Here is a 20,417-nt window from a genome sequence, read left to right as displayed (position 1 = left end):
GACCCACGCGACGTGTGCGACGTGTGCGACGCGCTCGCCGCACGGTCGTCGTCGTCATCGCGCGCGGCGGGCGGCGACGAGCGCGCGCGCGAGGCGGGCGGCCGCGCGCACGCGCTCGCCGACGTATGGCGCGCGTGCTTCGGGCGCGCCGCGCCCGCGCCGGAGCACGACCTGTTCGAAGCGGGCGCGACGTCGTTCGACGTCGTGCGCTTCGTCGACGCGGCGCGCTCGGCCGGCTTCGCGCTCGCGATCGCCGACGTGTTCGCCGCGCCGAGCTTCGCGGCGCTCGCCGCGCTCGGGGCGCACCCGGCCCGCGCGGCCGGCCAGCCCGCCACCGAGGCGCGCGATGCCGATTGAGCGCCGCCTGCCGCCGTCACGCCCGGCCCGGATCGGCCGCGTCGCCGATGCGCGCGATCCGCGTCACGTTTTTGTCCAGCCGGCGCCGTCAGCGCGCCGGCCACACCGTTAAGGGAATCAGAGACATGCAGAGAGATACCGTATTCGACCTGATCGGCGTCGGTTTCGGACCGTCGAACCTCGCGCTCGCCGTGCGCCTCGCGGAAGCGGGCGACGCGGCCGCGTTCACGCATTGCCATGTCGAGCGCCAGCCGGCCTTCGGCTGGCACCGCGGGATGCTGCTCGACGACTGCCGGATGCAGATTTCCTTCCTGAAGGATCTCGTCACGCTGCGCGATCCGAAGAGCCGCTTCACGTTCGTCAATTACCTGTACGAGCACGGACGCCTGAGCGAATTCGTCAACCTGAAGAACTTCTATCCGACGCGCGTCGAGTTCCACGATTACCTGAGCTGGGTCGCGAACGCGTTCGACGATCGCGTCCACTACGGCGAGACGGTGACGGCGATCGAGCCCGTCGCCGCGCCGGGCGCGAGCGGCGAGATCGACGCGCTGCGCGTGTTCTCGAAGGACGCCGACGGCCGCGAGCGGCAGCGCGTCGCGCGCGCGCTGTCGGTCGGCGTCGGCGGCGCGCCGAGCGTGCCCGACGCGTTCGCCGCGCTCGGGCCCGATCTCGTCGTCCATTCGTCGAACTACTTGACGTCGATCGACCGGCTCGTCGGCGCGCCGGACGCCCGTACGCCGGACGCCCGTTCGAAGAAACGCGTCGCGGTGATCGGCGCGGGGCAGAGCGCGGCGGAGGTGTTCGTCGATCTCGCGCGGCGCTTTCCGCACGTGGAGGCGAGCCTCGTGATCCGCTCGGGCGCGCTCAAGCCGGCGGACGACAGCCCGTTCGTCAACGAGATCTTCAATCCGGCGTTCACGGACGTCGTCTACGCGCAGCCGGCGAGCGGCCGGCGCTCGCTGATCGAGCGCTTTCGCGACACGAACTACGCGGTCGTCGACCGGCCGCTCATCGAGCAGATCTACGAAATGCTCTACCTGCAGCGCATCGCCGACGCGAAGGGCGATGCGCCGCGCCACCGGCTGCTCGCGAACGCCGCGATCGAATCGGCCGCGCGCACCGCGAACGGGCAGGCTGAACTCGTGCTGCGCGACCGCCTGACGGGCGACGCGCGCACCGAGCGCTTCGACGCGCTCGTGCTCGCGACGGGCTATCGCCGCGACACGCATCTCGCGCTTCTCGACGGACTCGCGCCGCATCTCGGCGACGCGCTCGCGGCGGGCGACGTCGCGCGCGACTACCGGCTCGCGACGCCCGCGCACTTCAAGCCGCGCATTTATCTGCAAGGTTGCTGCGAGGACAGTCATGGGCTGTCCGATACGCTGCTGTCGGTGCTCGCGCGCCGCGCCGACGAAATCGCCGCGTCGCTCGCCGAGCGCGCGCACGGGGCAGAACACGAAGAAGCCGCCCGGCCCGAAGGCCGCGCGCGGCCACGACACGATAACAACGGGGTGAGCGGCGGCCGGCTGGCCATCGCTCTTTGATGAAGGCGCGGCCTCGCGGCCGCTTTGCAACTTGGAGCAACGGAAGATGGAGTGGGCAACCAGCACGCGCGTGCGTGCGATCGCGGCTGCGGCGGGCGTGGCGTTTTACGCGGCGGCGAGTCATGCGCAGGCACAGGCGGTGCAGCCGGGGGGAGACGCGCGGCAGCCGGGCAGTCAGGTGAATGGGGATACCGCGTCGGGCGGCACGTTGCCCGCGATATCGGTGTCGGCGGATGCGCCGCGCGACGCGACCATCGGTCTCGTCGCGCGGCGCAGCACGAGCGGCACGAAAACGGATACGCCGATCGTCGAGATCCCGCAGACGATCAACATCGTCACCGCGCAGCAGATCGAGGCGACAGGGGCAACCGACATCAATCAGGCGTTCCGCTACATTCCGGGCTTTTCGAGCTACGGATCGGACAACCGCTCGGACTGGTACGCGGCGCTGCGCGGCTTCACGCCGACCGTGTTCGTCGACGGGCTGCAGGTGCCGAACACGCTGAACCTGTCGAGCTGGCGCGTCGATCCGTACATGGTCGACAGCATCGCCGTGCTGCGCGGCCCGACGTCGGTGCTGTACGGGCAGGGCGACCCCGGCGCGATCGTCGACGTGCAGAGCAAGCTCGCGAACGGCGAGCGGATTCGCGAAGTCGGCGTGCAGGTGGGCAACTACGCGCGCAAGCAACTGATGTTCGACGTCGGCGACAAGATCGACAAGGACGGCACGCTGTCGTACCGGATCGTCGGCGTCGGCCGCGACGGCAACGCGCAGACGGGGCCGCTCGCCGATCAGCGCGTGTCGTTCGCGCCGTCGCTCAAGTGGCAGCCGAACGCGGACACGTCGCTCACGCTCGCCGCGACGTACCTGCAGGACTGGGGCGACACGTCGAGCAACTTCCTGCCCGCGCAGGGCACGGTGCTGCCGAACCCGAACGGCACGATCTCGGACGATCTGTATACGGCCGACGCGAATTTCGACCACTACCGGAAGAAGCAGTGGTCGCTCGGCTATCAGTTCGAGCACAAGCTGAACCCGGTATGGACGTTCCGTCAGAACCTGCGCTGGATGCACCTGTCGCTCGACGACGCGTCCGTCTATGGCGGCGGCCTCGACGGCGCGGACCCGACGATGGCGACGCTCACGCGCTACGCGGGCCTGTTCCAGTTCAACTACAGCCGCTTCGACGTCGACAACCAGGCGCAGGCGAAATTCACGACCGGCCCGCTTTCGCACACGCTGTTGTTCGGCTTCGACTACAACCGCCAGACGACGACGGACAGCGAATGGCTCGCGAAGGCGCCGAGCCTCAACCTGTACCGGCCGGTCTACACGCCGATCCCGGCCGACATCTTCAGCGGGCCGGGCGCGTATCCGCGCACCGACACGAAGACGACGCTCAACGTATTCGGCCTGTACGTGCAGGACCAGATCAAGTGGCAGCGCTGGGTGCTGACGCTGGGCGGCCGGCAGGACTGGACGCGCACGTTGCAGGACGACATCGCGAATTCGACGAGCTTCAAGCAGAACGATCACGCGTTCAGCGGGCGCGTGGGCCTGACCTATCTCGGCGACTACGGCCTCGCGCCGTACATCAGCTATTCGACGTCGTTCAATCCGCAAATCGGCCTGAAGCTCTCGGGCGGCGGGCTCGCGGTGCCGACCAAGGGCCGCCAGATCGAGGCCGGCCTGCGCTGGCAGCCGCCCGGCAAGAACCTGATGCTGAACGCGGCCGTGTATCAGATCAACCAGACCAACGTCGCGATGAGCAATCCGAACGATCCGACGAGCAGCACGTTCGTGCAGGTGGGCGAAGTGCGCTCGCGCGGCATCGAACTGAGCGCGGTCGGCAATCTGTCGCGCGAGCTGTCGGTGATCGCCGCGTATGTCTATCAGGACGTGAAGAACGTGCAGGCGAACGACAACACGCTGAACAAGTGGCCCATCGACGTTCCGCGTCCGCGCCAGATCGCGTCGCTGTGGGCCGACTGGACGTGGCGCAACGGGCCGCTCACGGGCTTCGGGATCGGCGCGGGCGTGCGCTACATGAGCGCGGCGGCGGGCGCGGCCGACAACTCGCTGACGGTGCCGAGCTACACGCTCTTCGACGCCGCGCTGCATTACGAAATGCGCAACTGGCGCTTCGCGGTCAATGCGACGAATCTGTTCAACCGGCGCTACGTGTCCGGCTGCCAGTCGGATTCGGTATGCATGTACGGCAACCAGCGCACCGTGATCGCGACGGCGAAATACAACTGGTAAGCGCGTCTCATCATCCCATGGGCGGCGCGGCGGCGCGCCGCCCGAACGAGAGGACAACACTGCGATGGCAAAGAAGAAACTCGTCTACATCTGGTCGCTCAGAAACGCCGCCGCCGACAAGGCGGGGCAGCAGGTCGACTACAGGGGCGGCAAGCGCTACATGAAATCGGTGCTCGAATCGCTCGTCGGGGCGTTGAACGACACCGAGCTCGGCGACGCGTACTCGCTCGAGCGCGTGATCTACGACGACGACGCGGGTTCGCCGCTCGACCGCGAAAAGCTTGCCGAATACGGCTTCGCGTACGAGCCCGGCAAGCGCTGGTTCTATCCGCCCGAGCTGCGCGTAGCGGGCCGGCTCGTCAACGACCTGCTGCTCGCGATTCCGTCCGAATACCGGCGCGAGCCGCTCGATTCGCCCGCGCGGCCGGCGGGCAAGCGCGCGTTCGAAGCGCATCTGCGCGACACGCTCGACGCGCTCGGCGCCGATCTCGTCGTGCTCGACGGGCTGCTCGTGATCCTCGACGAACTGGTGCGCCCGGGCGCGCCGTACTGCCGGCGGATCGTCAACATCCATCCGGGCATCACGCGCGCGGAGTCGCCGTACGAGCGACGCGGCGCATATGCGACGCTCGACGCGCTCTTCGGCGCGCGCGGGCAAAAGGTCGTCGACTGGAAGACGATGGAGACCGTGCCCGTCGAGCCGGTGAAGATGACGGGCGCATCGTTTCATTACGTCGACAACGGCGTCGATTCGGGCGAGGTGATCCACGACGTGCTGAACACCGAGATCGATCCCGGCGACACGATCCTCGAGCTGCGCTGGAACAATTTCAACCGCAGCCTCTTTCCGGCGTTGAACGAAGGGCTCGCGATCATGGCGGGGCTCGACGCGCGCGTCGAGTGAGCGGGCCGCGCAAGCAGCGGTTCTTTCGGCTCGGTAAATGAACGAAGCGGGTACGCCGTATCGGCGGCATGCCCGCTTCGTTGCGTGTCGTTTGCCGGCAAGGCGAGTGCGGCGCCATCGCGCACGCCGGCCGGGCCCGTCGAGCCGGCCGGCCACGCCGCGCCGTGCCGTCGATTTTGGCGTCGTATAATCCGATGCGCATCGCCAGTCCGACCGAAGCAGCCTTTCTTTTGCCACGACCCGGCAGGCGCTGACCGACCGCAATGCTTCGCGAAAGAAGGGGTGTGTGACATGGAAAACGACGCGTCGCAAGTATTCCAGAAGATCTACGACGAAAAAGGTTGGCATTCGCAGGAGAGCGTGTCCGGCTGGGGTTCCGAGCTGAAGAATGCGGCGCAGATCATTCGCGAATTGCCCGGGCTGCTGCGCCGCTTCGGCGTGAAGTCGATGCTCGACGTGCCGTGCGGCGATTTCAACTGGATGCGCCACGTCGATCTCACCGGCATCGACTATATCGGCGCCGACATCGTGCCGGATCTCGTCGCCGCCAACCAGCAGGCGTGGGCGGCGGCGAACCGCCGCTTCATGCATCTCGATCTCCTGCACGACGCGCTGCCGCAAGCCGATCTGATTCTGTGCCGCGACTGCCTGTTCCATTTTTCTCATGCCGACGTGTTCCGCGCGTTCGAACGTTTCGCGAACACGTCCGCACGCTTTCTGCTGACCACCACCTTCGTGTATCGCACGTATCCGCGCAACGCGGACATCGTCACCGGCCAGTGGACCCCCATCAATCTGGAGATGGCGCCTTACGATCTCGATGCTCCGCTGTCGCTGCTGATCGAGGGGAGTCACGAAAGCATCATCTACGGGCCCGACATCGGCGTGGTGCCGATGTCCGATCGCTGCCTCGGGCTATGGGACATGGACAGCGTGCGCAAGCGGGTCCGGCGCCGGGCCGAGGAGCTGCAGGCCACGCCATGATCGTGCTCAGCCATTTTTGCCATCCCGCGCCGGCCAGCCTCGCCAATCATCGGCAGTATGCGCGGCTGCACGGATATCGCCACGAGGTGATCGACGCCTGCGCGATGCCGCAAGCGCTTCCGCTGCGTGCGCTGTACCGCTACGAAGCGCTGCTCGACGCGTTGCGGCGCGCGCGGCCGGGCGAGCTCGTGCTGCTGCTGAGCGAAGACGCGGCGATCGTCGAGCCCGTTGCGATCGAGCGCCTGATGGCCGGTCGCGACATGCTGCTCGTGCGCACGTCCTCGCATGCGCTGCCGCAGGTCGACGTGCAGTTCTGGCGCAACACGCAAGCCGTGCGAGAGGCCGTGCTGCGGCTCGTGAAGCAATGCCGGCTCGGCGGCGAGGGCCCGCCGACGTCCGAAGCCGCGTTGCTCGCCGGTCTCGACACGCAGCACTACATGACGTTGATCGACGGGATCTGCGCCGTCATGCCGACGGGATACAACTACGATCCGCTCTGGAGCCGGGTGCCGACGTTCGCGGTCAGCATCGACGACGCGCCGGATTCGCCGGATCACAAAGGCGTGACGCCGCGCTTCCGGGACGTGCTCGTCGAGCACGTCAACCGGTGCCGCGCCGCCGCGCTGCCGATGTTTTCGTTTCCGCAGTATCCGGCCGCCGACGCCGCCGAGCGCAGCACGTACAATCCCGGCCGCGCGATCGCGCTCACGACGCTCTATACCTCCCACATCGAAAGTTATGCGCGAATCGCGGAAGGCAATTTCCGCCGCTACTGCGAAGCGCAGGGCTACACGCTCTACGTGCATCGCGACATTCCGCGCGAAATCGGCCTGGACGCAACCGGCAACTGGTTCAAGCCGTGGCTGCTGCAGAGCTACCTGCAACATCACGACTGGGTCGTCTGGCTCGACGCCGACGTGCTGATCGCCGACCCGCATCGCAAGCTCGAGCCGATGCTCGAAGGCCGCGACGTGCTGCTCGCGCGCGACGTCGGCCAGTGGCCGTTCAACTCGGGGGTGATGGGCTTTCGGCGCACGCCGCGCAACGACGCGATGCTGCGCGATCTCATGGCGACGATCGCCGCGATGCCCGACCGATCCGGCGTCTACGCCGGCGACGGCGACCAGCTCCAGTTCATCGAGGCGATGTCGAGGGCCGGCTTGCTTCAGGACGAAGCCGTCTTGGACATGATCGGCATCAACACGCCCTGGCTGTTTCGCCGCCCCGACAGCTTCATCGTGCATTACTACGGAATGTGGCACGACATGCGCACGCTGATGATGGCGCACGACGACACGCTGCTCGCTTGATGCCCGCGGCCGCCGCGGCGAGAGGCGCTTGCGGCGCGCGCCGCGCGCGGGCGAAGCGTCGCCGCCGAGCGTCGCGCCGGCCGGCTGCCGCGCGTGTGCGGAGCGGCTGCCGCGGCGCGAACGCGCGGCCTGCTGAAATTCAACCCCGCGTTGCAATTCCGCGTTGCCGCCCGGCGAGGCATGACGGCGGGCGCGACCCGGCTGCCCGAGCCGGGCGGCAACGCGTCAGAGCATGTCGCCCGCGAAAAGCGCCGCCGCCGCGCGCGGATTCGACGGCCAGTACGCATGCAGATAGGTCGCGACGATCGGGCCGTGCCGATACACGGCTTCGCCCGCCGCGCCGTCGTCCGGCCGCGTCGCGGCGGCGGCGGGCGCAAGCGGCGTCGCGAAGCGCGAATAGTGGAACGTATGGCCCGTCATCGCGCCGAAGCGCGTCGCGAGTGTCTGCATGCCGAGCGCGGCGAAGCGCCGCTGCATCGCCGCGTGGCCCGGCACGAGGCCGAGCATCGGCGTTTTCACGCCGTCGGCGTCCGTCAGCGAATCGCTCAGGTACAGCATGCCGCCGCATTCCGCGACGACGCGCCGGCCCGCCGCCACGTGCGCGGCGATCGAGCGCGCGGCCGTCGCGTTCGCCGCGAGCCGCGCCGCGTGCAGTTCCGGATAGCCGCCCGGCAGATAGAGCGCATCGGCGCCGTCCGGCACCGGCTCGTCGGCGAGCGGCGAGAAGAACGCGAGCTCGGCGCCGAGCGCCTCCAGTTGATCGAGGTTCGCCGGGTAGATGAACGAGAACGCCGCGTCGCGCGCGATCGCGATCCGTTTGCCGGCGAGGCGCGACGCGGCGTCGTTGGTCGCGCGGGCCGGCGCGGCGGACGCGGCGCTGTCGCCGTCGCCGTCCGAGTGATTGGCCGCCGCGATCGTTTCGCGCGCACGATCGGCGGCGTCCGCCTCATCCGCCTCATTGGCCTCGTTCGCCTCGGTGGCCGCATTCGCCGCCGCCGCGACATCGTCGCGATCGTCGGCGGCGCGGGGCGTCGAAGGCGCGCGATGGCGGGCGTGAGCGGCGCACGGCGTCGCGATGGTGCCGCCGCCGTCGCGGCCCGCTTCGAACGCGAATTCGACGACGGGCGGCAATTCCGCGAGCGCCGTGTGCGCGATCGCGTCGGCCGCGCGGTCGAGGCGCGCATCGAGATCGGCGACGTCGTCCGGCTGATGCAGCCCGAGATGCCGCTCCGGCAGCGCGATCTGCGCGTCACGCGGCAGATGGCCGAGCCAGCGGATCGAGGCGGGCAGCGCGCCGCGCAGCAGCTGCGCGTGACGCTCGGAGCCGACGCGGTTCGCGAACACGCCGTGAAACGGCACGCCGGGGCGGAAACGCGCGAGCCCGAACGCGAGCGCGGCGAAGGTCTGCGCCATCGACTGCGCGGAGATCACCGCGGCGACTGGCACGCCAAACGCCTGCGCGAGATCGGCGCTCGACGGCGTGCCGTCGAAGAGCCCCATCACGCCTTCGATCAGGATCACGTCCGCGTCGGCCGCCGCGCGCGCGAGCAGCGTGCGGCAGCCGCGCTCGCCGACCATCCCGAGATCGAGCGAATAGACGCTCGCGCCGCTCGCGCGCGCGAGCAGCATCGGATCGAGAAAATCCGGGCCGGTCTTGAACGCGCGCACGCGCCGCCCGAGCCGCCGGTGATGGCGCGCGAGCGCCGCCGTCACCGACGTCTTGCCCTGGCCGGACGCGGCGGCGCTCACGAAGAGCGCGGGGCAGGCGGGCATCGCGTCAGAACTCCACGCCGCGTTGCGCCTTCACGCCTTGCTCCTTGTACGGATGCTTGACGAGCCGCATCTCGGTGACGAGATCGGCCGCGTCGACGAGCGCGTCGGGCGCGTGCCGGCCCGTCACGACGACGTGCAGCGTCGGCGCGCGCGCGGCGAGCGTCGCGAGCACTTCGTCGAGCGGCAGGTATTCGTACTTGAGCACCGTGTTCAGCTCGTCGAGGATCACCATCCGGTAGTCGCCGCTTTCGATCATCCGGCGCGCCTCGTCCCAGCCGCGGCGCGCGGTCGCGATGTCGGCGTCGCGGTTCTGCGTGTTCCACGTGTAGCCGTCGCCCATCGTGACGAAATCGCACTGCGCGTTCGCGCCGAGAAAATCGCGCTCGGACGTATGCAGCGCGCCCTTGATGAACTGCACGACGCCGATCCGCATCCCGTGGCCGAGCATGCGCACGGCCATCCCGAACGCGGCCGTGCTCTTGCCCTTGCCGTTGCCCGTGTGGACGATCAAGAGGCCTTTCTCGGCGGTCGCGGCCGCCTGCTTTTTCTCGTGACCCGCGCGGCGGCGCTCGGCCATGCGTTGATGCGATTCGGAATCGGTTTTCATCGACTGGAGTCCTGTGAGTCGTGTCGTTCGTGGATCGGAAGAGGGCGCGCGTTACAGCGGGCCGGCGAGCGCCGCCGTCACGCCGTCGAGCGCGAGCTTGCGCACGACGAGCGCGCCGTTCGGCGCGGCGAGGAGCGCGCATGGCTCGCAGACGCCGTCGACGCCGAAGCGCGCGCGCGCGGCGAGCGACGGCGCGGCGCCGGCCGCGCGCCGCGCGTCGCGGGCGAAACGCGCGAGCTGCGCGGCGATCTCGTCGCGCGAAAACGCGGCGAGCGGCCAGCCGTTGCGCGCGCAGCATTCGACGAGGCCCGGCTCGCGCGCCTTCGCGTCGAGCGTGGCGACCACGCCGACGTCGGCGAGCGACGCATCCGGCAGTTGCGCGAGCGCGGCGCGAATCGCGGCCTCGATCGCATCGGCGGGCCGTCCCGCGCGGCAGCCGATGCCGAGCGCGACGCGCATCATCGGGCGGTGCGCGAGCGAGTCGCGCTCGCGCGGGTTCCGGCGGCTTGGAGCGAATGGAGTCATGCGGCCTCGGCCATCGACGGCCGGCTCGCGAGCCGGCGCGTCATGCTGCGTGGGTTGCGCGCCCGGTTCCGTCCCCCGCGAAACCGGGCGTTCGGCGAGCGCGGCTCGCCCCTTGCGTCGGCCGGTATCCGGGCTGGCCGCTTGCCATTCCGCCGCCTTCCCGTCCGTGGCGAGGACAGTGGCGCGATGGCGGAATGCGCGAACGCGGCGGGCGCGTCGCAGGCGGCGTACCGTTGCGGGGACAGCACAGGCTGCGCGGGCTCGCCGCTTCCTGTTTCCCGTTTGACTGAGCGCGCGGGTCGCGCGCTCGAGCACCGAACGCGCGCATACGATAGCACAGCGCCGAACACGCGAGGGCACGCCGCCGAAGGCGCGCGGCGGGCGGGCAGCGGGCGTCGGCGCTCGCGGCCGGCGAGGGCCGACGGCTCCGCCCGGATCGCGCCGGGCGGCCGGCGAGGGCCGACGGCTCCGCCCGGATCGCGCCGGGCGGGCGGCGCGGGCAGCGCGGCATGCGCAGGCGGCCGACCGGGCCGACCGCGCGGGGCGGCGCGAGCCGGCCGTCGGCGCGGCGTCCGGCTTGCGCGCGCGAGCGCCGTCTGCGCCCGCTCGCGCGCCGGGCAGCCGTGACACGCCGCATCCGGCGCGCGGTGTCGGCTGATCCGGCGCGGCTCCGATCGACGCGCCGCTTCGGCCGCGGCGCGGCGATCGACGCCGCTCGCGCGCCGGCCCGCCATCGGTCGTGACGTGTTCCAGCCGCCGTGCTGCGCGACACCCGCCGCGCCCGCGTCGTCCTTCCGCGCCTTTTGTCCGCCTTGACGCACCGCGCCCGCGCGCCTACACTCGCTCGCGTTTCGGTGCTCGCGTGCGGGTTCTTGTCGCACGCAGTCAAACGGGAAGCAGGGAGCGTCGCCGCGTCGCGGCTCGCCAACCTGCGCTGCCCCCGCAACGGTAAGCGAAGGCATCGCGCGAGCGATGCGGCGCCCGCTTCTCCGCATGCCCGCCGGCATGCGCGGCCAACCACTGGACGCATCGCGTCCGGGAAGGTGAAGCGGCGTTTTCGTCAGCCCGGATACCGGCCGAGACACGGGGCCCGTTCGCCGTTCGAGCGCATCCGCCGCCGCGACGGCGAGCGGCCCCAGGGTTCAGCGCCGCGGGGATGCGGCGCGTCGTCCACGGCTTCATCGCGTCGCTCGACGCCGCCTTGCCTGGCTCATCCCCGTCCGGTGCCGCGTGCTTCGGCCCGCGCCGCGCGAGTCGCATCTGCGCGAGCGGCCGGCGCGCACGTTGCATATGCGCATGTCGCAAACGCGCGCGTTGCAAATGCGCAGCGGCGCGCAGTGCGCGCGGACGGACGACGAACCGGGCGCGGCGGCACGCGCATCGCGCGCGATGTCGCGCGTGTTGGCATTCGTCTTGTTTGTCGACCGGTTCGCAAAGGGAGCGCCATGCTCAAATCGTTTCTCCGTCTCTTCAACGACAGCCCCGCCGAGCTCCGCAGCAAGATCGTCGGCATCTACGCGCTGCTGATCGCGTTCAACGTCGGCGCGTGGATCTGGGCGTTCGCCGCGTTCCACGGCCAGCCGGTGCTGCTCGGCACGGCGCTCCTCGCCTATACGTTCGGGCTGCGCCATGCGGTCGACGCCGACCACATCGCCGCGATCGACAACGTCACGCGCAAGCTGATGCACGAGAAAAAGAATCCGCTCGGCGCGGGGCTCTTCTTCTCGCTCGGCCACTCGACGGTCGTGATCCTGATGACGGTCGCCGTCGCCTTGACGGCCGCGACGCTCGCCGAGCGCTTCGAAGGGATGAAGGCGTGGGGCGGCGTGATCGGCACGAGCGTGTCGGCGTTTTTCCTGCTCGTGCTCGCGTTCGCGAACCTGCTGATCCTGATCTCCGTGCACCGGACGTTCCGCGCGGTGCGGCGCGGCGAGCCGCTCGTCGAGCAGGATCTCGACCTGCTGCTCAACCGGCGCGGCTTCTTCGCGCGGATCTTCCGGCCGCTGTTCGCGATCGTGTCGCGCAGCTGGCACCTGTATCCGATCGGCTTCCTGTTCGGCCTGGGCTTCGACACAGCGACCGAGATCGCGCTGTTCGGCATCTCGGCCACGCAGGCGCACGGCGGGCTGTCGTTCTGGTCCGTGATGGCGCTGCCCGTTCTCTTCACCGCGGGCATGACGCTCGTCGACACGACGGACGGCATCATGATGATGGGCGCGTACCGCTGGGCGTTCGTGCGGCCGATCCGCAAGATCTACTACAACATGACGATCACGTTCGTGTCGGTGCTCGTGGCGGTCGTGATCGGCGGCATCGAGGCGCTCGCCCTCGTCGGCGACAAGCTCGCGCTCAAGGGCGGCCTCTGGGACTTCGTCGCGATGGCGGCCGAGCACTTCGGCGTGCTCGGCTATTTCGTGATCGGACTGTTCGTCGCGAGCTGGGCCGTCTCGGCGCTCATCTACCGGATCAGGCGCTACGACGACATCGACGTGACGATCTCCGCATGAGCCGCGCGTTCGCGGCCGCCTTGACATCGAACCGATTCGAACCGATACCGACCAACGGAACCACCATGCAAATGCGCAAAATTCCCGTGACGATCGTCACGGGCTTTCTCGGCAGCGGCAAGACGACGCTCTTGCGCCACATCCTCCAGAACGCGGGCGGCCGCCGCATCGTCGTGATCGTCAACGAGTTCGGCGAGCTCGGCATCGACGGCGAGATCCTGAAGGGCTGCGGCTTCGGCTGCGACGAAGCGGGCCGCGCAGCCGACGGCCAGCTCTACGAGCTCGCGAACGGGTGCCTCTGCTGCACCGTGCAGGAAGAGTTCTATCCGGTGATGGAAAAGCTCGTCGAGCGCCGAGCCGGCATCGACCACGTGCTGATCGAGACGTCCGGCCTCGCGCTGCCGAAGCCGCTCGTGCAGGCGTTCAACTGGCCGTCGATCAAGAACAGCTTCACCGTCGACGCGGTGCTGACCGTGGTCGACGCGCCCGCCGCGGCGCTCGGCCAGTTCGCCGAGAACCCGGTCGCCGTCGACGCGCAGCGCCGCGCGGACCCGAACCTCGATCACGAATCGCCGCTGCACGAGCTGTTCGCCGATCAGTTGTCGTCGGCCGATCTCGTGATCGTCAACAAGACCGATTTGCTCGACGACGGCGCGCTCGCGTCGGTCGAGACGACGATCCGCGACGAGATTGCGCCGCAGGTGAAGATCGTGCGCGCGCAGCGCGGCGAGCTCGATCTCGCGACGCTGCTCGGCCTGAACGCCGCGTCCGAGGAGACGATTCACCTGCGCCACGATCACCACGGCTCGGCCGACGATCCCGATCATCACCACGACGAGTTCGATTCGGTCGTCGTCGAGGCGCGCGTGAGCTCGCGCGAGGCCGCGCTCGCGGCGCTCGCGGCGCTCGTCGAGGCGCACACGATCTACCGCGTGAAGGGCTTCGCCGCGCTGCCGGGCGCGCCGATGCGGCTCGTCGTGCAGGGCGTCGGCCGGCGCTTCGACAGCTATTTCGACCGCCGCTGGCGCGACGGCGAAGCCGACCTGAGCCGCTTCGTGCTGATCGGCGAGGACCTCGACGCGGCCGCGCTGCAGCGCGCGTTCGACGCGGCGCTCGCGGCCCGCGCGCAGGCCGCGTGATGCCGCGCGGCGCGGAGTAGAGCGATGCATCTGTTGCGCACGACGCCGGGCGGCTTCGTCGACGATACGCAGGGCGTCGTCCGGATCGACCAGCGTCCGGCCGACATCGTGATCCTGAGCTCGGCCGACACGACGCTGTCGCTGCTCGCGAGCGTCGTGCCGACGCTCGGCGACGGCTTTCCGAGCGTGCGCCTCGCGAACGTGACGTTCCTGAGGCAGCCCGCGTCGGTCGATTTCTACGTCGACGACGTGCTGCGTCACGCGCGCGCCGTCGTGATCGACCACCTCGGCGGCGAGACATACTGGCCGTACGGGATCGAGCAGGCGGTCGCGCTCGCGGCGCACGCCGGGCAGCAGCTCGCGATGTTCTCGGGCGACCTGCAGGAAGACCCGAACCTGATCGCGAAGAGCACGGTCGCGCCCGAGCTGTGCCGGCTGTGGTGGCGCTATCTGCGCGAGGGCGGGCCCGCGAACGCCCGCGCGCTGCTGCGCAGCATCGCGCACCACGCGCTCGGCGTCGGCGACGAGCCCGAGCCGCCGCGCCCGCTGCCCGCCGCCGCGCTCTATCATCCGGCGCTCGCGAGCCCGAGCCTCGACGACTGGCGCGCGCGCTGGCGCGAGCATGCGCGCGTGGTCGCGATCCTGTTCTACAAGGCGCACTGGCAGGCCGCGAACACCGCAGTGTTCGACGCGCTTGCCGCCGCGCTCGAGCGAGAAGGGCTCAACCCTTTGCCGATCGCGGTGACGTCGCTCAAGGACGCGATGAGCCGCGCGGTCGTCGAGAAGCTGTGCGCGGACGCGAACGTGTCGCTCGTGCTGAACACGACCGCGTTCGCGGCGGGCGCGCTCGGCGCCGACGAGCCGGAGGTGCTCGCGGGCGACGCGCCCGTGCTGCAGGTGATCCTGTCGGGCGGCAATCGCGACGCATGGCTCGCCGATCCGCATGGCCTGAACGCGCGCGACATCGCGATGCACGTCGCGCTGCCGGAAGTCGACGGGCGGATCGTCACGCGCGCGGTGAGCTTCAAGGGGCTCGCGTACCGCTGCCCGCACACCGAGGTCGACGTCGTGCGCTATCAGCCGGACGACGAGCGGATCGCGTTCGTCGCCGAGCTGAGCCGCCGCTGGTGCCGGCTGCGCACGCTCGAGAACGCGGACAAGCGCGTCGCGCTCGTGCTCGCGAACTATCCGGCGAGCGAAGGGCGGATCGGCAACGGCGTCGGGCTCGATACGCCGGCGTCCGCGCTCGCGGTGCTCGCGATGCTGCGCGACCAAGACTATCGGATCGGCGAGCTCCCCGAAGACGGCGACGCGCTGCTCGCGCGGATCACCGAAGGCGTGACGAACGATCCGTCGACGCGCGCGCTGCGCCCGGCGTTCCAGAGCTACCCGCTCGACGATTACCTGCGCCGCTTCGCGCAATTGCCCCAAGCGGCGCGCGACGCGCTGAACGAGCGCTGGGGCCCGCCCGAAGCGGACCCGACGCTGCGGCAGCGGCGCTTCCCGATTTCCGGCTGGCGCGCGGGCCACGTGTTCGTCGGCGTGCAGCCGTCGCGCTCGCGCGGCGACGACGATTACGCGAACTACCACGACGCCGATCTCGTGCCGCCGCACGCGTATCTCGCGTTCTATTTCTGGCTGCGCGACGCGTTTCGCATCGACGCGCTCGTCCACGTCGGCAAGCACGGCAATCTCGAATGGCTGCCGGGCAAGAGCGTCGCGCTGTCGCCCGCGTGCTGGCCGGACCTGATCCTCGGGCCGATGCCGCACCTGTATCCGTTCATCGTCAACGATCCGGGCGAGGGCAGCCAGGCGAAGCGGCGCGCGCAGGCGGTGATCGTCGACCATCTGATGCCGCCGCTCACGCGCGCGGAAAACTACGGGCCGCTGCAGGATCTCGAGCGGCAGGTCGACGAATACTACGATGCGCTGATGGTCGACGCGCGCCGCGCGAAGGTGCTGCGCGAGACGATCCTCGAGACGATCGTCGAGCACAAGCTGCACGAGGAGCTGAGCATCGCGCCGCCCAGCGGGCGCGATGCCGAGGATGCGCTGCTCACGCGCGTCGACGCGTGGCTTTGCGAGCTGAAGGAGGCGCAGATCCGCGACGGGCTGCACACGTTCGGCAGCTCGCCGCGCGGCCGCCAGCGGCGCGATACGCTCGTCGCGCTCGCGCGCTTTCCGTCGGGCGACGGGCGCGGCGAGCACGCGGGGCTGATCGGCGCGCTCGCGCGCGATCTCGCGCTCGGCGAGCACTTCGATCCGCTCGCGTCCGACTGGGCCGCGCCGTGGACGGGGCCGCGGCCCGACGCGTTGCGTGCGGTGAGCGGCGAGCCGTGGCGTCACGCGGGCGACACGCGAGAGCGGCTCGAAGGGCTGGCGCGCCGGCTGATCGAGCGGATATGCGGGGAGGGCGGCGACGCGCCGGATTCCGCGCGCGGATCGACCGGCGCGCGCGACGACGGCAGCCATGCCGACGCGTGCGGCGGCGACGCGCCCGATCGCGCGCGTGGCCGGCACGGTGCGCGCGACGACGGCGAATACGCGGCCGACGCGTGCGTGGCGAATTCGCGCGACGTGCGCGGCGCGGAGCGCGATCCGAATGGCGCGGCGCGTTCGGCAACGCTTCGCGGCGCGCCCGCGAACGGCCGCGCGCCGCACGGCCGCCCGACGGAGCGCGGCATCCGCGCGGCGGACCGGCAGACGGCGGATCGCGCGTCGGCCGCCCACGCGGCGCAACCCACGCAGGCGAAGGACGGCGACGCGCCGACAGGCGTCGAGCCGCGCGCCGGGGGGCGGCCGGCCGCCCACGCCGCGCATGACGATTCCGCGGCAAGCCCCGCGTTCCCGAACGCCGCGCCGCGATCGAACGCAACGGACTTCGCCGATCCCGCATACGTCGCCGCGCACTGGCCGCACACGCACGCGGTGCTCGAGCGGATCGCGCGCGACGTGCTGCCGCGCCTCGACGCATGCGGCGACGAAGAGCTGCGCCAGTTGCGGCGCGGCCTCGAAGGCCGCTTCGTGCCGCCGGGGCCGAGCGGCTCGCCGTCGCGCGGGCGGCCGGACGTGCTGCCGACGGGCCGCAACTTCTATTCGGTCGACACGCGCGCGGTGCCGACGCAGGCCGCATGGACGATCGGCCTCAAATCCGCACAGCAGCTGATCGAGCGCCATCTGCAGGAACACGGCGACTACCCGCGCGCGGTCGGCCTGTCGGTGTGGGGCACGGCGACGATGCGCACGGGCGGCGACGACGTCGCGCAAGCGCTCGCGCTCCTCGGCGTGAGGCCGAAGTGGGCGCACGGCAGCCATCGCGTGACCGATTTCGAGATCCTGCCGATCGAGATCTTCGACCGGCCGCGGATCGACGTGACGCTGCGCGTGTCGGGCTTTTTTCGCGATGCGTTCGCGAACGTCATGCACCTGTTCGACGCGGCCGTGCAGGCGGTCGCCGAGCTCGACGAGCCCGAGCATCTGAACCCGGTTCGCGCGCGCGTGCGGCGCGAGACCGACGCGCTCGTCGCGCGCGGCGTGCCCGCCGACGAAGCGCGCCGGCGCGCGGGCTGGCGCGTGTTCGGCGCGCGGCCGGGCGGCTACGGCGCGGGGCTGCAGGCGCTGATCGACGGCCGCCGCTGGCAGACCGATGCCGATCTCGCGCACGCGTACCGCACCTGGGGCGGCTACGCGTATGCGCAGAACAGCGCGGGCGAGGCCGCGCACGACGCGTTCGGCGCGCGCCTCGCGACGATCGACGCCGTCGTGCAGAACCAGGACAGCCGCGAGCACGACATCCTCGATTCGAACGATTACTATCAGTTCCACGGCGGGATGGCGGCCGCTGTGCGCCACGCGTCGGGGCGGCAGCCGAGCCTCTATCACGGCGACCACAGCAATCCGGCCGCGCCGCGCATGAACACGCTGCGCGAGGAGATCGCGCGCGTGATCCGCTCGCGGGTCGTCAATCCGAAGTGGATCGACGGCGTGAAGCGGCACGGCTACAAGGGCGCGGCGGAGATCGCGGCGACCGTCGACTACCTGTACGGCTATGACGCGACCGCGCGCGTGATCGCCGATCATCAATACGCGCTCGTCGCCGACGCGTACCTGCACGACCCCGACACGCGCGCGTTCCTCGAGCGGCACAATCCGCACGCGCTGCACGGGATCTGCGAGCGCCTCGTCGAGGCGATGCAGCGCGGCCTGTGGCAAGCGCCGGGTGTGCACCGCGACGCGATCGAAGGCTATCTGCTCGACAGCGAGCAGCGGCTCGAAGGGGCGCGGCGATGAGCACCCGGGCGATTGCAGGCGGGCGCGCCGCGTGCGGCGCGACGGCAATGAACAAGGCGGCGCGATCGGCGCACGGCGCGCGCGCACCGGATGCGGCGAACGGCGCGACGGCGGCGCACGCACCCGCGCACGCGCCGCAAACCGCCCGGTCGATCCGAACCTCGCGCACGATGCGCGCCATGCAACCGTCACCATCACGGGAAGCCACGTGAACGACACGAACCCATCGCACGCGGCGGCCGCCGCATCCGACGAGCGCGCGCTGCCCGCCGCGTATCCGTTTTCCGCGCTGATCGGCGAGGAGGCGCTGCAGCAGGCGCTGCTGCTCGTCGCCGTCGATCCGGGCCTGGGCGGCGTGCTCGTCAGCGGCCCGCGCGGCACCGCGAAATCGACCGCCGCGCGCGCGCTCGCCGAGCTGCTGCCCGAAGGGCGCTTCGTCACGCTGCCGCTGTCGGCCACCGACGAGCAGGTGACGGGCTCGCTCGACCTCGCGAGCGTGCTCGCCGACAACGCGGTGCGCTTCTCGCCCGGCCTCATCGCGCGCGCGCATCTCGGCGTGCTGTACGTCGACGAGATCAACCTGCTGCCGGACGCGCTCGTCGACGCGCTGCTCGACGCCGCCGCGAGCGGCGTCAACACGGTGGAGCGCGACGGCATCTCGCACAGCCATGCGGCGCGCTTCGCGCTCGTCGGCACGATGAATCCGGAGGAGGGCGAGCTGCGGCCGCAACTGCTCGACCGCTTCGGGCTGATGGTCGAGCTCGCGAACTGCTACGACGCGGCGACGCGGCAACGGATCGTCAAGACGCGGCTCGCGTTCGACCTCGATCCGGACGCATTCCGCGCGCAACACCGCGACGCGCAAGCCGCGCTCGTCGCACGGATTCGCAGCGCACGCGCCGCGCTGCCGGCGCTCGCGTTCGGCGACGACGCGCACGCGCGCGTCGCCGAACGTTGCATCGACGCGGCCGTCGACGGCCTGCGCGGCGACCTCGTAATGCTGCGCGCGGCGCGGGCGCTGGCGGCGCTCGAAGGCGCGACGATCGTCGAGGCGGCGCATGTCGAGCGCGTCGCGGCCGACGTGCTGCGGCATCGGCGCACGCGGCCGGAGGATGAAGCGGGCGCGCGGGCCGGGCGGCGCGAGTCCGCGCGCGCCGGCGAAACCGACCGCGCGAGCGATTCGGCGCGGCTCGACGCGCCGCCGCGCGACGCCGCGGCTGACGCTCACGCAGACGACATGCGGCGTGCAAGCGGCGCCGGTTCGCCGCGCGAGCGATCGCCCGCCGCAACCGGCACCGCGCGGCACGCAGCCGGCAATCGCGATGCGGCACGCGAAAGCGGCCGCCCCCCGCAAACTGACGACGGCGACTGGGGCTACCTGCCGCCCGAGCCGGCGGGCATGACGCCAGTCAAGGGCGTGATCCCGTTGTCGCCAAAAAAACGCTGAGCCATCGGACGGATGCCGCCGCTGCCGTCGCGAACGCGCCGGGCAGCGGACTTCGATGGCTCGAACGAGGCATGCGCACGGACGACGCGCGGGGCCGCCCCGGCGCGCGCATCGCGTGGCGCGCGACACTCGCCGCGACGCGCGGCGCTGCGCTGCGCGCCGATCACCTGCGCTACCGGCCGCAGACGGGGGCGCCCGGCGCGCTCCACTGCTTCGTGCTCGACTGCTCGGCGTCGATGCTGACGGCCGAGCGGCTCGCGCGCGCGAAGGGGCTCGTCGTCGCGCTGTTCGATTGTCTGGCGCGCGAGCGCGCCGACGCGGCGCTCGTCTGCTTCGGCGGCGGCTCGGCCGACGTGCGCTTCGGGCCCGCCGTGCCGCGCTGGTGGAACGAGCGCTGGCTCGCCCCCGTCGGCGGCGGCGGCGGCACGCCGCTCGCGCAAGGCATCGACGCCGCGGCGCGGCTGCTCGCGCGCGCGGCGCGCCGGCGCCCGCAACAGCGGCGCTGGGTATGGCTGCTGTCGGACGGGCGCACGGCCGAAGCGCCCGCGCGGCCGGCGCTCGCCGAGCGGATCGTCGTCGTCGACTTCGACGACGCGGCCGTGCGGCTCGGCCGCTGCGAGCGGCTCGCGCATGCATGGGGCGCGACGCTCGCCACGCCCGATGAGCTCGCGCGCGGGATCGCTTGACGCTCGGGCGATCGCGGTGCCGGCGTACGCCGCGGCCGCGCCGGCCGTCCATACCGCGCGCGGCAGTCGATTGCCGCG

13 protein-coding genes, 1 pseudogene and 2 riboswitches are annotated in these 20,417 nt (G+C 71.0%); of the genes and pseudogenes, 11 read left to right on the top strand and 3 right to left on the bottom strand.

Translation table 11 applies throughout. The features are described from left to right. Positions 1–84: 84 nt before the first annotated feature. The 6 genes and pseudogenes from X946_RS36785 to X946_RS00630 form a co-directional block, all read left to right on the top strand. Positions 85–357, top strand: a pseudogene (locus tag X946_RS36785) (phosphopantetheine-binding protein); the annotation flags it as partial. A 125-nt stretch (positions 358–482) separates the two neighbouring features. Next, complete coding sequence (locus tag X946_RS00650) at positions 483–1,904, top strand: lysine N(6)-hydroxylase/L-ornithine N(5)-oxygenase family protein (RefSeq protein WP_038743057.1); 1,422 nt, start codon at positions 483–485, stop codon at positions 1,902–1,904. A gap of 46 nt (positions 1,905–1,950) precedes the next feature. Further along, a complete protein-coding gene (locus tag X946_RS00645) occupies positions 1,951–4,167 on the top strand; it encodes a TonB-dependent siderophore receptor (protein ID WP_038743056.1) in 2,217 nt (738 codons plus the stop codon). A 64-nt stretch (positions 4,168–4,231) separates the two neighbouring features. After that, positions 4,232–5,071: a formyltransferase family protein gene (locus X946_RS00640; RefSeq protein ID WP_038743055.1), complete on the top strand. Its 840-nt coding sequence runs from the start codon at positions 4,232–4,234 to the stop codon at positions 5,069–5,071. A 291-nt stretch (positions 5,072–5,362) separates the two neighbouring features. Beyond that, complete coding sequence (locus X946_RS00635; protein ID WP_052144962.1) at positions 5,363–6,055, top strand: class I SAM-dependent methyltransferase; 693 nt, start codon at positions 5,363–5,365, stop codon at positions 6,053–6,055. Continuing rightward, on the top strand, positions 6,052–7,365 hold the full coding sequence (locus X946_RS00630; RefSeq protein ID WP_038743054.1) for a galactosyl transferase GMA12/MNN10 domain protein: 1,314 nt from the start codon (positions 6,052–6,054) through the stop codon (positions 7,363–7,365). Before X946_RS00635 ends, X946_RS00630 begins: the two co-directional genes overlap by 4 nt. A 225-nt stretch (positions 7,366–7,590) precedes the next feature. Here the strand turns inward: X946_RS00630 and X946_RS00625 are convergent, their stop codons facing one another. Genes X946_RS00625 through X946_RS00615 form a run of 3 tightly spaced genes read right to left on the bottom strand, consistent with a single transcriptional unit; the run spans position 7,591 to position 10,207 of the window. Beyond that, positions 7,591–9,138 (bottom strand): cobyrinate a,c-diamide synthase, encoded by a 1,548-nt coding sequence (locus X946_RS00625; protein ID WP_038743053.1) that lies wholly within the window; start codon positions 9,136–9,138, stop codon positions 7,591–7,593. Between the two features lie 4 nt (positions 9,139–9,142). Next, positions 9,143–9,745, bottom strand: a complete 603-nt coding sequence (gene cobO / locus X946_RS00620; protein ID WP_038743052.1) for a cob(I)yrinic acid a,c-diamide adenosyltransferase — start codon at positions 9,743–9,745, stop codon at positions 9,143–9,145. 51 nt (positions 9,746–9,796) lie between these two features. After that, positions 9,797–10,207 (bottom strand): cobalamin biosynthesis protein, encoded by a 411-nt coding sequence (locus X946_RS00615; protein WP_038743051.1) that lies wholly within the window; start codon positions 10,205–10,207, stop codon positions 9,797–9,799. Positions 10,208–10,372: 165 nt separating this feature from the next. Next, a riboswitch (cobalamin riboswitch) is annotated at positions 10,373–10,605 on the bottom strand. A 500-nt stretch (positions 10,606–11,105) separates the two neighbouring features. Beyond that, positions 11,106–11,365: riboswitch (cobalamin riboswitch) on the top strand. Positions 11,366–11,715: 350 nt separating this feature from the next. Here X946_RS00615 and X946_RS00605 point away from each other — a divergent pair. The 5 genes from X946_RS00605 (at position 11,716) to X946_RS00585 (ending at position 20,339) form a co-directional block, all read left to right on the top strand. Next, positions 11,716–12,777, top strand: coding sequence for a HoxN/HupN/NixA family nickel/cobalt transporter (locus tag X946_RS00605; RefSeq protein ID WP_038743049.1), 1,062 nt, complete (start codon positions 11,716–11,718; stop codon positions 12,775–12,777). A gap of 65 nt (positions 12,778–12,842) precedes the next feature. Then, entirely contained in the window at positions 12,843–13,916 is a 1,074-nt protein-coding gene (cobW, locus tag X946_RS00600) for a cobalamin biosynthesis protein CobW (protein ID WP_038743048.1), read from the top strand. Between the two features lie 24 nt (positions 13,917–13,940). Next, entirely contained in the window at positions 13,941–18,206 is a 4,266-nt protein-coding gene (gene cobN / locus X946_RS00595) for a cobaltochelatase subunit CobN (protein WP_038743047.1), read from the top strand. Positions 18,207–18,414: 208 nt separating this feature from the next. Then, positions 18,415–19,653, top strand: coding sequence for an ATP-binding protein (locus X946_RS00590; RefSeq protein WP_038743319.1), 1,239 nt, complete (start codon positions 18,415–18,417; stop codon positions 19,651–19,653). Between the two features lie 71 nt (positions 19,654–19,724). Continuing rightward, positions 19,725–20,339 carry a vWA domain-containing protein gene (locus X946_RS00585; protein WP_038743045.1) on the top strand — a complete coding sequence of 205 codons (615 nt, stop codon included), beginning with the start codon at positions 19,725–19,727 and terminating at the stop codon, positions 20,337–20,339. The last annotated feature ends 78 nt before the right edge of the window (positions 20,340–20,417 follow it).

Origin of the sequence: Burkholderia sp. ABCPW 111 (assembly GCF_000773065.1) — a bacterium.
GTDB lineage: Bacteria > Pseudomonadota > Gammaproteobacteria > Burkholderiales > Burkholderiaceae > Burkholderia > Burkholderia savannae.
The sequence above is the reverse complement of the archived record's forward strand: the minus strand, read 5'-3'. Positions and strand labels throughout refer to the sequence as shown.

What these genes read in the sequence shown, in the direction of transcription:
- X946_RS00650 (WP_038743057.1), top strand. Translation starts at nt 483, where the DNA reads ATGCAGAGAGATACCGTATTCGACCTGATCGGCGTCGGTTTCGGACCG.
- X946_RS00645 (WP_038743056.1), top strand. Translation starts at nt 1,951, where the DNA reads ATGGAGTGGGCAACCAGCACGCGCGTGCGTGCGATCGCGGCTGCGGCG.
- X946_RS00640 (WP_038743055.1), top strand. Translation starts at nt 4,232, where the DNA reads ATGGCAAAGAAGAAACTCGTCTACATCTGGTCGCTCAGAAACGCCGCC.
- X946_RS00635 (WP_052144962.1), top strand. Translation starts at nt 5,363, where the DNA reads ATGGAAAACGACGCGTCGCAAGTATTCCAGAAGATCTACGACGAAAAA.
- X946_RS00630 (WP_038743054.1), top strand. Translation starts at nt 6,052, where the DNA reads ATGATCGTGCTCAGCCATTTTTGCCATCCCGCGCCGGCCAGCCTCGCC.
- X946_RS00625 (WP_038743053.1), bottom strand. Translation starts at nt 9,138, where the DNA reads ATGCCCGCCTGCCCCGCGCTCTTCGTGAGCGCCGCCGCGTCCGGCCAG.
- cobO (WP_038743052.1), bottom strand. Translation starts at nt 9,745, where the DNA reads ATGAAAACCGATTCCGAATCGCATCAACGCATGGCCGAGCGCCGCCGC.
- X946_RS00615 (WP_038743051.1), bottom strand. Translation starts at nt 10,207, where the DNA reads ATGATGCGCGTCGCGCTCGGCATCGGCTGCCGCGCGGGACGGCCCGCC.
- X946_RS00605 (WP_038743049.1), top strand. Translation starts at nt 11,716, where the DNA reads ATGCTCAAATCGTTTCTCCGTCTCTTCAACGACAGCCCCGCCGAGCTC.
- cobW (WP_038743048.1), top strand. Translation starts at nt 12,843, where the DNA reads ATGCAAATGCGCAAAATTCCCGTGACGATCGTCACGGGCTTTCTCGGC.
- cobN (WP_038743047.1), top strand. Translation starts at nt 13,941, where the DNA reads ATGCATCTGTTGCGCACGACGCCGGGCGGCTTCGTCGACGATACGCAG.
- X946_RS00585 (WP_038743045.1), top strand. Translation starts at nt 19,725, where the DNA reads ATGCGCACGGACGACGCGCGGGGCCGCCCCGGCGCGCGCATCGCGTGG.